General features: G+C 61.9%; 10 protein-coding genes. 6 read left to right on the forward strand and 4 right to left on the reverse strand.

Annotation, left to right across the window (positions count from 1 at the left end; translation table 11 throughout):
- Window positions 1–39 precede the first annotated feature (39 nt).
- A complete protein-coding gene (locus ACSSVC_RS22840; protein WP_404937213.1) occupies window positions 40–1,389 on the forward strand; it encodes a citrate-proton symporter in 1,350 nt (449 codons plus the stop codon).
- Between the two features lie 116 nt (window positions 1,390–1,505).
- Window positions 1,506–2,864 (forward strand): OprD family outer membrane porin, encoded by a 1,359-nt coding sequence (locus ACSSVC_RS22845; protein WP_346635305.1) that lies wholly within the window; start codon window positions 1,506–1,508, stop codon window positions 2,862–2,864.
- A gap of 95 nt (window positions 2,865–2,959) precedes the next feature.
- Here the strand turns inward: ACSSVC_RS22845 and ACSSVC_RS22850 are convergent, their stop codons facing one another.
- A complete protein-coding gene (locus tag ACSSVC_RS22850; protein WP_346635304.1) occupies window positions 2,960–3,862 on the reverse strand; it encodes a LysR family transcriptional regulator in 903 nt (300 codons plus the stop codon).
- A 194-nt stretch (window positions 3,863–4,056) separates the two neighbouring features.
- Between ACSSVC_RS22850 and ACSSVC_RS22855 the strand changes: the two genes are divergently transcribed.
- Both ACSSVC_RS22855 and ACSSVC_RS22860 read left to right on the forward strand, forming a co-directional pair.
- Window positions 4,057–4,530, forward strand: coding sequence for a hypothetical protein (locus ACSSVC_RS22855; RefSeq protein WP_346635303.1), 474 nt, complete (start codon window positions 4,057–4,059; stop codon window positions 4,528–4,530).
- A 391-nt stretch (window positions 4,531–4,921) separates the two neighbouring features.
- Window positions 4,922–5,548 (forward strand): response regulator, encoded by a 627-nt coding sequence (locus tag ACSSVC_RS22860; RefSeq protein WP_492611424.1) that lies wholly within the window; start codon window positions 4,922–4,924, stop codon window positions 5,546–5,548.
- A gap of 22 nt (window positions 5,549–5,570) precedes the next feature.
- On the opposite strand, the gene ACSSVC_RS22865 is transcribed toward ACSSVC_RS22860, so the two are convergent.
- On the reverse strand, window positions 5,571–6,812 hold the full coding sequence (locus ACSSVC_RS22865; RefSeq protein WP_492611425.1) for an EAL domain-containing protein: 1,242 nt from the start codon (window positions 6,810–6,812) through the stop codon (window positions 5,571–5,573).
- Between the two features lie 530 nt (window positions 6,813–7,342).
- Here ACSSVC_RS22865 and ACSSVC_RS22870 point away from each other — a divergent pair.
- Together ACSSVC_RS22870 and ACSSVC_RS22875 are read left to right on the forward strand one after the other, a co-directional pair.
- Window positions 7,343–7,966 carry a response regulator gene (locus tag ACSSVC_RS22870; RefSeq protein ID WP_346635300.1) on the forward strand — a complete coding sequence of 208 codons (624 nt, stop codon included), beginning with the start codon at window positions 7,343–7,345 and terminating at the stop codon, window positions 7,964–7,966.
- Between the two features lie 10 nt (window positions 7,967–7,976).
- Entirely contained in the window at window positions 7,977–11,567 is a 3,591-nt protein-coding gene (locus tag ACSSVC_RS22875; RefSeq protein ID WP_492611426.1) for an ATP-binding protein, read from the forward strand.
- A gap of 107 nt (window positions 11,568–11,674) precedes the next feature.
- Here the strand turns inward: ACSSVC_RS22875 and ACSSVC_RS22880 are convergent, their stop codons facing one another.
- Both ACSSVC_RS22880 and bsrA read right to left on the reverse strand, forming a co-directional pair.
- On the reverse strand, window positions 11,675–12,424 hold the full coding sequence (locus tag ACSSVC_RS22880) for a fimbrial biogenesis chaperone (protein WP_492611427.1): 750 nt from the start codon (window positions 12,422–12,424) through the stop codon (window positions 11,675–11,677).
- Between the two features lie 331 nt (window positions 12,425–12,755).
- A complete protein-coding gene (gene bsrA / locus ACSSVC_RS22885; protein WP_346635297.1) occupies window positions 12,756–13,673 on the reverse strand; it encodes a LysR family transcriptional regulator BsrA in 918 nt (305 codons plus the stop codon).
- Between the last annotated feature and the right edge of the window lie 88 nt (window positions 13,674–13,761).

The raw sequence follows: 13,761 nt of genomic DNA on the forward strand, positions 1-13,761 counted from the left end.
GGCCTGGGCAACCTATGAATAAAAATTCGAGGGGCCAGTATGCACAGTCACGATTCCACCCACTCCCAGCACCAGGATCCTGAAGCGCCGAATGTCCCGGGGGGCAAGCGCAGCGTGTTCGCGGTGATCCTCGGCAACGCCGTGGAGTTCTTCGATTTCGGGGTCTACGCCACCTTTGCGGTGATGATCGGCCACACCTTCTTTCCCTCCGACAGCGCCTTTGTCAGCCTGATGCTATCGGTCACCGCCTTCGGCGTCGGTTTTATCGTGCGGCCCCTGGGGGCGGTGCTGATCGGTGCCTATGCCGACCGCGTCGGCCGCAAGCCGGCGATGCTCCTGACCCTGGTGATGATGGCCGTGGGCACCGGCAGCATCGCCATCCTGCCCAGCTACGACAGCATCGGCATCGCCGCGCCGATCCTGCTGGTGCTCACCCGGCTGATCCAGGGCCTGGCCTGGGGCGGCGAGGCCGGCCCCGCCACCACCTACATCCTCGAAGCCGCGCCGCCGCACAAGCGCGGCACTTACGCCTGCTGGCAGGTGGTGGCCCAGGGCGTGGCCGCCATGGCCGCCGGCACCGTGGGCTACACCCTGACCCAGGTGCTGTCCCCCGAGGACCTCAACAGCTGGGGCTGGCGCGTGCCCTTCGTGTTCGGTCTCTTGGTGCTGCCAATCGGCATCTACATCCGCCGCAACCTGGCGGAAACCTTCCATGGCCAAGGCGAAGAAGCCAGCACCGGCAGCCTGGTGCGTCAGGTGTTCGGCGAACATCGCCGGGCCCTAGTGCTGGGGCTGCTGATTCTGTCCGGCAGCACCATCACCCAGTACTTCATCAACTACATGACCACCTTCGCCCTCACCGAACTGAAACTGCCCACCAGCATCTCCATGCTTTCGACCCTGGTGGCCGGCGCGGCCATGGCGGTGTGCGCGATTGCCGGCGGCATGCTCTGCGACCGCTTCGGCCGCCGCACCATCCTCATGGCGCCGCGGGTGGTGCTGTTGCTGGTGCTGTTCCCGGCGTTGCAGTTGATGACCGAGCACCCCAGCCCGGCGACGTTCCTGCTGACCCTGGCGGTGTTGTCCGGCCTGCACGGCATGAGCGGCGCGGCGCTGATCGTGTTGCTGGTGGAGAGTTTCCCCAAGGCGGTGCGCTCCACCGGTTTCTCCATCGTCTACGCCTTTGGCGTGGCGGCTTTCGGCGGTACGGCGCAGATCATCATCACCTGGCTGATCGGCACCACCGGCAACCCAATGTCACCGGTGGGCTACCTGCTGGTGGCCAACCTGGTGTGCCTGACCGCCGCCTGGTTCGCCAAGGAAACCCGCCCGCAAGCACCCGGACGCAGCAACCCCGGCCAACGGCTCGCAGAAGCCCGCGCCCGCTGATCGCGCTTCGCACTGCCCAGCACTCTTTTCCGGCACCGCGTTTTTCTCTACCCTGCCGGCCGCGCATAACCGCGGTCGGGCGGTGGCTTGACGCCTTTGATTTGTGGGGAAGCAGCATGAAACAGCTTGTACTTTGCGTCCTGGCCATGAGCGCCAGCAGCACCCTCCTGGCCCAGGACAACCCGCGCCCGAGCCAGCAGGATCAGGCGCCGGGGTTTATCCAGGGCAGCCACCTGGACCTCAACCTGCGTCACTACTATTCCAACCAGCACACCCAGCGCGACACCTACCTGTCGATCAAAAAGGCCGACGGCATCGAGCGCACCCGGGTGCGGGAAACCTGGGTACAGACCGGCATGCTCAAGTACAGCTCCGGCTACACCCAGGGGCTGGTGGGTTTTGGCGTCGACGCCGGGCTGTTCAGCGCGGTCAACCTGGAGCGTGGTCATGGCCGGGTGGCCAACGGCGGCGACCGAGTGCTGGTGGACAGTGACGGCGATGCCCTGCCCACCTGGAGCCGCCTGGGCATCGGCGACGTACGCCTGCGCCTGTCCAACACCGAGCTCAAGGCCGGACGCCTGATGACCGACAACCCGGTGCTGCGCTACAAGGACAACCGCGCCCTGCCCTCGAGCTTCCAGGGCGTGGGCCTGTACAGCAACGAAACCGACTGGCTGTCGCTGCAGGCCGGCAGCTTCGACCGGGCCATCCCGCGCACCGGCACCGGCAGCGAACGCCTGACCACCACCTTCGGCAACCGCGCCTACAGCGGCGAGCGCATCAGCTACCTGGGGGCGACGGTAAAGCCCGGCCTGGGCCTGGAAGGCAGCCTTTATGCCTCGCGCTTCGAGAACATGTGGGACCAGTACTACCTGGGCCTGACCCACCGCGCCGGGGACAAAAGCCGGCTGGCGCTGAAGACCGCGTTCAACTACTACCACACCCGGGACCAGGGCCAGCAGCGCCTGGGCTACATCGACAACGACGCCTTCAGTCTGGCGCTGACCGGCAGTCACCAGGCCCACAGCCTGACCCTGGCCTGGCAGCAGGTGTTCGGCAACGAGTACTTCGACTACGTCTGGGAGTCCACCGGCAATTACATGGCCAACTCCCTCTACTCGGACTACAACGGCCCCAATGAAAAGTCCTGGCAGTTGCGCTATGACCTGGATTTTGCCGCCTATGGCGTGCCGGGGCTGAGCGCCAGCCTGTGGCACGCCAAGGGCTGGGGCATCGACGGCACGCACTACGACGGCGATCGCGATGGCCGCAACCGCGGCTACAACGTGCGCGGCCTGGACGGCGCCAAGCACAACGAAAACGGCCTGATGCTGGCGTATGTGGTGCAGTCCGGGCGGCTCAAGGATGCGGTGCTGCGCACCATCGTCTACAACCACCGCGCCAGCGGTGGGCAGATCGACGGCAGCTACGACGAATTCCGTCTGGTGGGGAATTTCCCGTTCAACCTGTTCTGACCCCATCACCCTCCCCCGTAGGAGCCGGCTTGCCGGCGAAGCGGCCCGCCAGCCTTGCATCGCCCTGGCAGCCGTCTTCGCGGGCAAGCCCGCTCCTACGCCAGGCTATGGCGTTGCATGGCGCGGGCGAGCATTTCCTGGCATCTGAGGGTCGCTACCGATAGGGGGCGGTGACGGACCACGCACAAATCGACACGAATCCGTTCCAGGTGCTCGTCGTCAATCGGCACCGCCACCAGGCCATCACCCAGGTCCCGGGCCTCGGCGTCCACCTGGGGCAGGATCAGCACTGCCGCGCGCTGGCGGGCCAGGCTTTTCTGCACCTCCAGGGAGCTGGTGGTGAACACCGGCAAAATGTTCACCCCTCGCTTGCGGGCTGCGCCTTCCAATGCCTGACGCACGCCGTAGGCCGAATCCGGAATGGCCAGTGGCTGCCCTTCCAGGTCCTCCAGGCGAATGCTCGGGCACTGGGCGAAAGGATGCTCGGCGCTGACCAGTACCCGGTGCCACAACTGGCAATGGGCGGTCACTTCCACTTCGACCCGTTCCTGCAGGTAAAAGGCCAGGCCCAGATCGGCCTCGCCGCTGCACAGAGCATCGAGGGTGGCGCCGGCACTGGCGATGACAATGTTGAAGGTGACTTTGGGATGGGCCCGATTGAACGCGGCCAGTACCGGCGCCAACACGCTGGAAACGATACTTTCCGACACATGGATGCTGACGTTACCCGCTACCTGGCTCTGCCGGCTGGCGATCACGTCACGCACCTGATCGAAGCCGCGCAAGGTGGAGCTGACCTGCTCGGCCAGGCACTCGCCTTCCACCGTCAGGCGAATCCCCCGGGGCCCGCGCTCGATCAGCGCGGTGCCAAAGAAGTGTTCCAATTGCTCGATCTGCCGACTCACGGCGGTGGGCGTGACGTACAGCCGCTCTGCCGCCTGGCGCAGGGAGGCGCAACGGGCCACCTCGTGAAAATAACGCAACGCTCGTAACTGCATGGCCGCTCGCCCCCTCGCTGAACTGATCCATGAAGCACGCAATTACTGCGCCAGAGCGCCTGGACTTTGCCTGCCAAGCCCCGACAAAACATTGATCTGGGCGCCAGCCGTGCCTACCCTGCTAGGCAGCCGATTGCACGATTCGGCATGAACCAAGCCCGGCGCCACTGCCGGCCCTTCGCCAAGGATTGTCCATGAGTACTCTGCCCCGCACTGCACCGCTTGCCGCCCTGCTCGCCGCCCTGATGCTGCTCAGCGCCTGCTCCAGCGTCACCCGCAAGATCGACCCTGAACCCACCATCACCTCCGCCGGTATCCTGGCCTTTCGCGATATCTGCCTGAAGTCCGCACCGTCCTTCGCCGGGGCCGAAAGCGCCGCCCGGGCCCATGGCATTGTGGAACTCACCGACGCCGGTTTCGCCAAGATGGGCATGAACCAGGACCAGACCCTGGGGGTCCAGGTCCAGATCAACAAGGAATGTGCGATCACCACCCCCAGCCAGAACGACAGCTCGCTGACCCTGCAGTTCTTGAGCAGCGTCGCCAAGTTTTCCAGCACGCCGGTGGCGCAGAACGTCCCGGCGCGGATCACCCTCGACGGCCAGAGTTTCATCCTCATGCACGATCGCCGTGGCGGTGAAGCCTATGTGATGCTCAAGGCGCCGTAACAGCGCAACAGCCCCTGGGCTGTGTCTGCGACCGGTCGCCCGGCCATCCTCAGTCCCTGGCCGGGCTGAGGACGCCGCGCAAATTTCCCACTTGAGTACAGCCTTCAAGGACAGCGCGCCCCCCCTGGCAAGAAGCGTCTTGGAAATTTACCAGTCGCTTCTTGCACGAATCTTTTGCCCGTTCTTCTGAACTAACATGCTCGCGCCGTTTGCCACGCCTTCACTCTCTTGGGGTTGTGCCGCCGTCATCACGACCCGGCAAAACAACTTTGATCCCCTGCAAAAGAGTCATCGGGCCTATGACTTCCACAACAAAAACAGTGACTGCCGAGTGACCCATTTTCCGCAACGAGCCCTAACGGCGCTCCCTAGGGTGTCTTCCGAGGGCCCCATGAAAAACAGACGTGTGCTTATCGTCGACGACCATCCCATCATCTGCGCCGCTGTCAGCGAGCTGCTTGAAGAAAACGGCTACAAGCCTATTGGTGAATCCTCTGACGGCTTCGACGCGCTGGACAAGATTCACAAGCTGCGCCCCGACTACATGCTGCTGGACATCACCCTGGACAACCTGGATGGACTCTCGGTCCTGCAACGCATTGCCATGGACCATCTGGAGGTCAAGACCCTGGTGTTCACCGCCAATCGCGCCAGCACCTACGGCGTGCGCTGCATGCAGGCAGGCGCCATGGGCTTCATCAGCAAGAGCGCCGGCCTGCAGGAGCTGGTCAAGGGCCTGAATGCCCTGGCCGACGGCTATCTGTATTTCCCCAGGGAAGTGCTGGAGATGTACCGGGGAACCGGCCACGACCCGAGCGATGCGCTCAACAACCTGACCAACAAGGAGCTGGTGATCCTGCAGTTGCTGGCCAACGGCTACAGCAACCTGGAGATCGCCACCAAGCTCAACTTGAGCAACAAGACCATCAGCGGCCACAAGATCAATGTGCTGAAGAAACTTGGGGTGCGTACCACCATCGAACTGGCCACTATCGCCAGGCAACTGAACCTGATGTGAGAACCGCGGGCCTGCTGCGCAGCTAGCCCTGACGAATCAGCCGCAATGGCGAGTGGCTCGCGCTCAGCACCTGGAGCAGCGCCTGGCCCTGCATCGGCTTGTGGAACAGATAGCCCTGGGCCGCATCGACCCCCAGGCGCTGCAGGTGGGCACGTTGTTTCTCCGTCTCGATGCCCTCGGCCACCAGCTCCAGATTGAGCGAGCGTGCCAGCCCCACCACCGCCTCGATGATCCGGGTTTCCTTGAGCCCCAGGGCGTTGGCGACAAAACCCGAGTCGAGCTTGATCTGGCCAAAGGGAATATCCGCCAGGCGCATGATCGACGAATGGCCGGTACCGAAATCATCAAGGGACAGGCGCACACCGCTTTTCACCAGAACGCTGATGTTCTCGATGCTTTGCATGTCCAGGGTCAGGGCCTGGCGCTCGGTGATCTCCAGGGTCACCTGCTTCTTGGGCACCCCGGCCTCCTCGATCTGCCGCAGCACCTGGGCGGCAAACTCGGGGTCGGTCAGTTGGCTGGCTTCGATGTTGTAGGAGAACACCAGGGCCTCACCCTGGGTGTGGGCCTGCAGTTGCCGCTGCAGCATCAGGCCCTGTTGCAACAGGCAGTCGAACAGCTGTCGCTGGCGCTCCGGGCTGTCGAACAGATCGAGGAAGAACTGTGGCCCCAGCACGCCCTTGTGGGGATGCTGCCAACGAGCCAGAACCTCGGCACCGGTGATGCGCCGGGTTTTCAGGCACACCTGGGGCTGGAAATAGGCAACGATCTGCTGCTGTGCCAGAGCCTCGGCGACATCCAGCTGCGCCATCCAGTCATTGCTGGCGGGGGCACGCCGATCGGTCGCCAGGCTGTTGCTGCGAGAGTGGTTCTTCACCGTGCGCTTGACGGTCAGGGCCTTGAGCAGCAAGCCACCGATCTGCGCCGTGTCCAGGTCGCTATAGCTGCCGACGCAATACTTGCCGGAGCGCACGCGAAAGTTCGCCAGGCCCCAGCGGATAGACGCCTCCAGGGCTTCGCACTCGATCATCGAGAAGAAACCGTAGTGTTCGCAGAGTCGGCGCAGGTAATAAATGGCCGTCAGGGAGTGCAACGAGTCGCAGATCACCAGGTCCAGTTCACCCAGTTCCGGTGGGAATTGGGTCCACTGGCTTTCCTGGCTGATCACCTGAACCCGGGCAAAGCCCGAAGCCGCCAGTATTCTGGAAAACCGTCGAGCCCGAAAAGCGTTCGAACACAACAACAGTACGCTTAGCGTCGACATGACCTGCGGCTCCGGATAAAAAATCATGCTATCCAAATCAGACTCAACTGAATTCAGGATGCTTCTTGAATGGAGGTAGGAAGCGTCTGAGACTGAGCATCTTCTTCGTCAATAACGCCCAAACGCCTCAGCAACTGACCTTTGCTCTTACTTGCAAGTGAGGGTAAAGGCCGCCCGGGGATTGGCCGTGCCCTTATGAAAATCCGCATAAACATTAGTACTGCCACTGATGCAATCAGCCCGGGCGCCACTACTAATACAACAACTCAAGGACAACAACTGACAACCCATTGACTGCCTCTGCGGTTCTTTTCCAGCACAACTAGAAGAGCCCTCAGACTAACAAAAGCGCCCGCCAAAGAACCCGAGATGCTTCTCGCATAAAACCAAGAAGATCCTTAAAAGTGCACCAGACAGTCAGCTTTAGAGCCGGAAAACGAGTGCCGGAGGGTATAGTAAGTCCGGCGATTCGAAACCTTATTGCATACAGCTATAAGCGCTCTAGAGGTAATAATGAGAATGAGGGAATCATGAGTAAAACCGTACTGATTGTGGACGACCACCCCATCATCTCTGGTGCGATTAGAGCCACCCTTGAGCAAAACGGCTATCAGGTTGTCGCCGAGTCCGCCGATGGCCTGGATGCCCTGGCGAAAGTACGCAGCCTTGCTCCCGAGTACCTCCTACTGGACATCGGGCTTGATAGCCTGGATGGTTTGTCGGTGCTGCAGCGCCTCAACTCGGAAAATCTCAAGATCAAGACCCTGGTCTTCACCTCGCAACTGGCCAGCACCTATGCCGCGCGCTGCATGCAAGCCGGGGCCTTGGGGTTCATCAACAAAAGTGCAAGCATGGATGAACTAATCAAGGGGCTTCACACCATCAACGATGGTTATCTGTATTTCCCCAAGGAAGTGCTGGCCCACTACATGGAACACGGCCAGAACAGCGACTTGAGCGCGCATAAACTCACCAACAAGGAAGTTATTGTCCTGCAACTACTGGTCCAGGGCCTGAGCAACGTGGCCATCGGGGAGAAGCTGCACTTGAGCAACAAGACCGTCAGCGGACACAAGATCAACATCCTGCGCAAAATGGGAGTACGCACCACCATAGAACTGGCCGGTATCGCCAAAGAAATGAACCTGATTTGACTCGCGCAAGATGAAAACCATCCTGCTGACGCTACTCATGACACTGAGCCTGACGCTACTGCCCGGCGTTGCTTCAGCCGCTGAAACCTTCCAACTGTCCTCACGGGGACAGAACCTGCAGTTTTCCGCCCAGGTCAGTCCCGAGGACCAGGCCTGGCTCAATAAAAAGGGCTCCGTAAGAATCGGCGTAACCTTCCCCGACTACCCGCCCCTGACCATCTTCTCCGAGAAAAGGGAGCTGGAGGGCATACTCGCGGAAAACCTGCTGGCCCTGCAGAAAGTCCTGAATATCCGTTTCGACATCATCGGTTATCCGGACCGCTGGAGCGCCTTCAAGGCACTGAAAGCGGGCGAGATCGACCTGGTGGACGCCACCACCCCGCCAGAGGCGGAAAAATACGGCGTGCAGATTTCCGCCCCTTACGCCTATACCCAGATCGCCTTGTACTCCACCACCGGTAGTCTGCTGGATGTGGACCTGCGTGATCCCACTGCGCAGATTTCATCGACCCATGATGGCTTTATCGATGAGGACACCTTCAAGATCTTTCGCAGCGCCACCATCAAGAACTACAACTCGCCCTATGAAGCCATTGCCGCCGTGCTCAAGGGACATGCCCAGGCTTATCTGGGAGATACCGTCAGCACCAACTACCTGCTGAACCAGAGTTTCAACAATCAGCTGGTGACCAACGTCAGTGTCAACGGCCTGGAGGCGAACATAGGTTTTGCCTACACCGACAACAACAGCCACCTGGCGTCCATCCTCGACCAGCAACTGCAGTCCCGCAGTCGCTGCCAGATCATCAGGATGGTCAATTGGTGGGTGGTGACCCTCAAGTGCAGCGATGACGAATTCGTCAGCGTGCTCAACAGCGAAGAGAAACAACTGCTGGGCAGCAAGAAGCCCTTCAGGATTGCCGTCAGCGAAGACTTGGCGCCCTACGCCCTGTTCGACAACAGCGGCCAGTTCGGCGGCACCATGTCCGACATTCTGGAGCTGGTACGCCTGAACTCCGGGCTGCGTTTCGAGATCGTCCGCACCCGCTCGGTGCACAAGGCCATGGAGTTGCTGGACAAGGGCGAAGTGGACCTTGGCATCATGTCGGAGACCGACTCCCGAGATCGCAAGTACCTGTTTACCCGACCGGTCATCACCACGCCCTACACCCTGATCACCAAAAATACCGGCCCCGAGGAGTTCGAGCTCCAGGACAATCCCGAACAAAGCATCGCCCTACCCCGCTCCGATGCCCTGCTGGAGCATATGCGCCAGAACTACCCGCACCTGAAGATCCACACCACGGACAACGTCGCCGACTCCTTGAACCGGGTTCGCGACGGTGGCAGCGACTTCACCCTGACCTCCACCAACCAGGCCCGGTACTACCTGTCGTACAAATACGAGGACGCCCTGAAGGTCTCGGGTCTGCTCAAAGGCGTCAACGCCCGAATCGGTCTCGCCAGCCAGCCGCATAACAAGGTGCTGATTTCCATTATCGAAAAGGCCCTGCTGCGCATTTCACCCAGTGAAACCGCGGCCATCTCCGGACGTTGGCGCGCCAATGCCGCGACCGACAACATGTATTGGGAAGGTGTGGGTCTGAGGGTCTACCAAGTGCTCAGCGCATCCTTCGTACTGCTGCTGGCCACCTGCATCTGGATCCTCTACCTGAGAAAGCTGATCTTCAAGAAATCCATCGTGCGCCAGCAATTGCAGGAACGCCTGAGCCTGATCCAGAACATCGTCGACAGCATTCCCCACCCCATTTACGTACGTGGCCGCGACGGCGAACTGTTGCTGTTCAATACCCCCTACGCCCAGACCTTCATACCCGGCGCTACCTCAAATACCCACACCCAGATGCTCGACGCGATGCTCGGGCGCGCGGTGCTCGGACAATGGCTACAGGACTACGAGCAGGTCGCGACCAGCGGCGTCGCCCTCTCCCGTGACCAGACCTTGCCCCTGGGCGGCCAGACGCTAGACATCTACCACTGGGTCCAACCGCTGCGGGACGACCGGCAGCAGGTCTTTGGCGTGGTCTGCGGCTGGCTGGACATTGGTGATCGCCTGCGCATCCTCGAAGAACTGCGCCAGGCCAAGGAGACGGCGGATCAGGCCAACAGCGCCAAGTCGATTTTCCTCGCCACCATGAGCCACGAAATTCGCACCCCCATGAATGCCATCATCGGCATGCTGGAGCTGGTACTGACCCGCAAGGCGCCCCAGGGCAAGAATCTCGAGTCGCTGCAATTCGCCCATGAAGCGGCCGTCAGCCTGCTGGAACTGCTGGGGGGCATCCTCGACATCTCCAGCATCGAATCCGGGCAGACCCGCCTGCATCTCGAGACCTGCACCCTGAAGCAGATCGTCACTTCCACCCTGGCAATCTTCGACAGCCTGGCGACCCGCAAAGGGCTGTCGATCAAGACCCGGTTCGATGCCTGTGCCGATCTGCCGTTGCGCCTGGACCGCCTGAAGATCAAGCAGATCCTCTCCAACCTGATGAGCAACGCGATCAAGTTCACCGACAGTGGCGATATCACCCTGCGGGTCCAGGGCGTTGCATTGGGTGAGCGACGTTTCGCCTTTTCCATCAGCGTGCAAGACACCGGCCCGGGCATCGCCACTGCCGACATGGCCACCCTGTTCACGCCTTTCTCCCGGGTCACCGCCAACCGTAACAGTGGCGCCGGGATCGGCCTGTGCATCTGCCAGTCATTGAGCCGGATCATTGGCGGCGACCTGTTGGTGGACAGCGCCCCGGGCAAGGGCACCACCATGACCCTGACCGCCTGCGCCGAGGAAGCCACACCCAGCGACACCCCGCTGGCACTGCCTGTGAGCGAGCCCGCCCCCCCGATCCAACAGCGCCTGAAGATCCTCATCGTCGAGGACCATCTACCCAGTCTGACCCTGCTCAAGGAGCAGATCGAGCTGCTCGGCCATCTGCCGATCCTGGCCCACGACGGGCTTGAGGCACTGTTCATCTGGGAGGACAGCGACGTCGACCTGATCATCACCGACTGCAATATGCCGGAGTTGGACGGCATCACCCTGACCGAAGAGATTCGTCGCCTGGAACAGCAACTGCGCATTCGTCCCTGCACCATCATCGGCACCACCGCCAGCGCCCGGGCAGAAGACATGCAGGCCGGTCTCGCCGCCGGCATGGATGTGTGCCTGCTCAAGCCTCTGAGCGTGTCGATGCTGGCCCGCTACGTGCCATTGTTCGCCGAGAGCACGGCACGGGAGGCGGTGGAGGACGGGAGTTTGGCACTGCAGTTGTTCAACCTCCCGGAGGACAAGCGGCGCAGCCTGCTGGGTAACCTGATCGTATGCAATCAGCAGGATCTCCAGGCCTTGGAGGACGCCATGGCCCGGGTTGATCTCAAGGCCCTGGCCCACACGGCCCACAAACTGAAAAGCTCGGCGCAGATGATGCAGTCCGAGTCGCTGCTACGGTTATGCGAAGCCCTGGAGCAAGCCCTTGAGGACAATGCCGCCACCAGCACCTTGTCGCAGCTGTGCAATGAGGTGCGTGGGCTGATGGACAAACTCAACAGGACCCTGACGGCCTCCGCCAACCCCGACTGAGTGCCGCCGCAGACACGACAACGCCCACACGCCAGAGCGTGTGGGCGTTGCCCGGATTGAGGTCGAGCGCTCGCTACGTTGCAGCAGAGCTTGACCCGGCCAGCGATTCAGAACCTGACACTGGACTTCAAGGGCTCGCTGTAACCGCCGTAATCGTTGATGATCGAAAACTCGACGGTGGCAGTGCCGGACTTGAGCTTGTGTTTGAGCCGGTAGTCCTGGCTGGACTTGGGCGCCACCATGCCGACATTTTTCAACTCGATGGGCCGGCCGCCGTCCATTATCCGGACCCCCATGAAAGTGACGTGATAGGCACTGGGGTTGGTGACGCGCAATACCGTCCCGCAAGGTTGGTCCAGCAGTTTCCATGACAGCTGGCTGGGGGCTTCCCGGGCCGTACCCGGCAACTTCCCGGGGCGGTAGAACAGCTTCACCCGGGTGCGTGCCGCGACGTTCAACGGTTTGTCCTGCTTGTGCGCCAACGGCAGAATTTCCTCGGCATTGAAATAGAACAGCGACTCCCGATCCTCCGGCAGTTGCCCGGGGGTCTTGATGATCCGCACCACTTGTTCTTCGCCTGCCCGCACCTTGAACAGGGCCGGCATGGCAATGAACGGGGTGTACGGATCCTGACTGTCCCTGGCATCGTTGACCCAGGCCTGCACCGCGTAATCGTTGCTGGTGAGGTTGGACACAACGGTCGACGCGCTGTGTTCATCAGCACTGAGGATGATTCGCGTCGCGCTGAGCATGATCTCGGCGGATGCCTGGGAGTCTGGCCAGAGTGTTGTCAAGGCTGCGCAGAACAGCCAGTTCCGGTGAGACAAGCCAGTACGCAATAGAAGAGAAGTAGTCATATCCGCTTAACCCCGGGGGAGAATACAGGGCATGCCGGGGCCGGCCGCAGAGCACAGGGTCGACTCCCGATTGGGGATTAACTTCATTGGTTTTTTACCTAACTCGTGTGTGGCATTGGCCTTATGCCCAAGGCCCGAAAAGCCTACAAACGTTAACTTCCGAATGAGACAGGACGGCTCTTGGCCTTGACCAAGAAGGCTCTTGATTGCCAGCCGGACACCCACCAAGACCTCTGGCCGGCAAATGCCCGCGAGCCTTGCTACACGAGCGCTGCAACCACTAGGAACCCCTCGAGAGTCGCACTTTCAAGGCGCCGGGACGGTGCGCCCTTCACTGCGCAACCCCACTGGCAATCGCGCTGACCTCTCCCCGCAGCCATTGCAACCCCGGCGCCTGCTGTTGCTGGCGGTGCCAGATCAGGCTGACCTGCACCGGCGCTGCCAGCAGCGGCAGGCGGGCGATGCGGATCGGCAGCAACGCGGCAAAATGCTCCGCCAGATGCCGTGGCACCGTACCCAGCAGATCGGACTGGGCCACGATCAAGGGAATGCTCAGGTAATGGGGCACCCACAACTGCACCTGACGCTGGACCTTGGCCGAGCCCAGGACGATCTCCAGCGGCGAACCGCGCCCGCCGCGATCGGGAATCGCCACATGCCGGCTGCCCTGATAGGCGGCCAGGTCCAGCTCCGGGGTGAAGGCCGGATGGCCGGCGCGCCCGATCACCACCAGTTGTTCCTCCAGCAATGGCTGGTAGCACAGGTCCGGATTGTCGAAGTACAGGTAGTCCACCGCCAGGTCGAGCATTCCGGCGCAGAGCCAGGCCGCCAGCGAATCGGCGCTGTCGCTGCGCACCGCCAGCCGGACTTTGGGCGCCACCTGCTGCAAACGCTGGGACAGCGCCGGCAGCAGCCGCGCCTGGGCGTAATCGTTCATCGACAGGGTGAACAACGGGTCGGCCGCCGCCGGATCGAACGCGGCAGTCGGGTCCAGGCCCTGCTGCAACAGATGCAGGGCCTGGCGCACAGCGATATGCAGGCTTTGCGCCCTGGAAGTGGGCTGCATACCCCGGGCGGTACGCAGGAACAGCGGCTCGTCCAGGTGCCGGCGCAGACGCGCCAGGGCATTGCTTACCGCCGGCTGGCTGAGGTTCAGGCGCACGGCGGCCCGGGACAGGTTCTGCTCCTGCATCAGGGCGTCGAACACCCGCAGCAGGTTGAGGTCCAGGCGTTGCACATTCAGCTTCATGAATAATGCCCACTGAGGTTATCCGGGGGCTGGATAATTCGCAGCGCCGCCCCCGGCTGTCAATAACGGCAACCGGGGGGCACGTGGA

The organism is Pseudomonas sp. E1BtOHC1 (assembly GCF_058744285.1).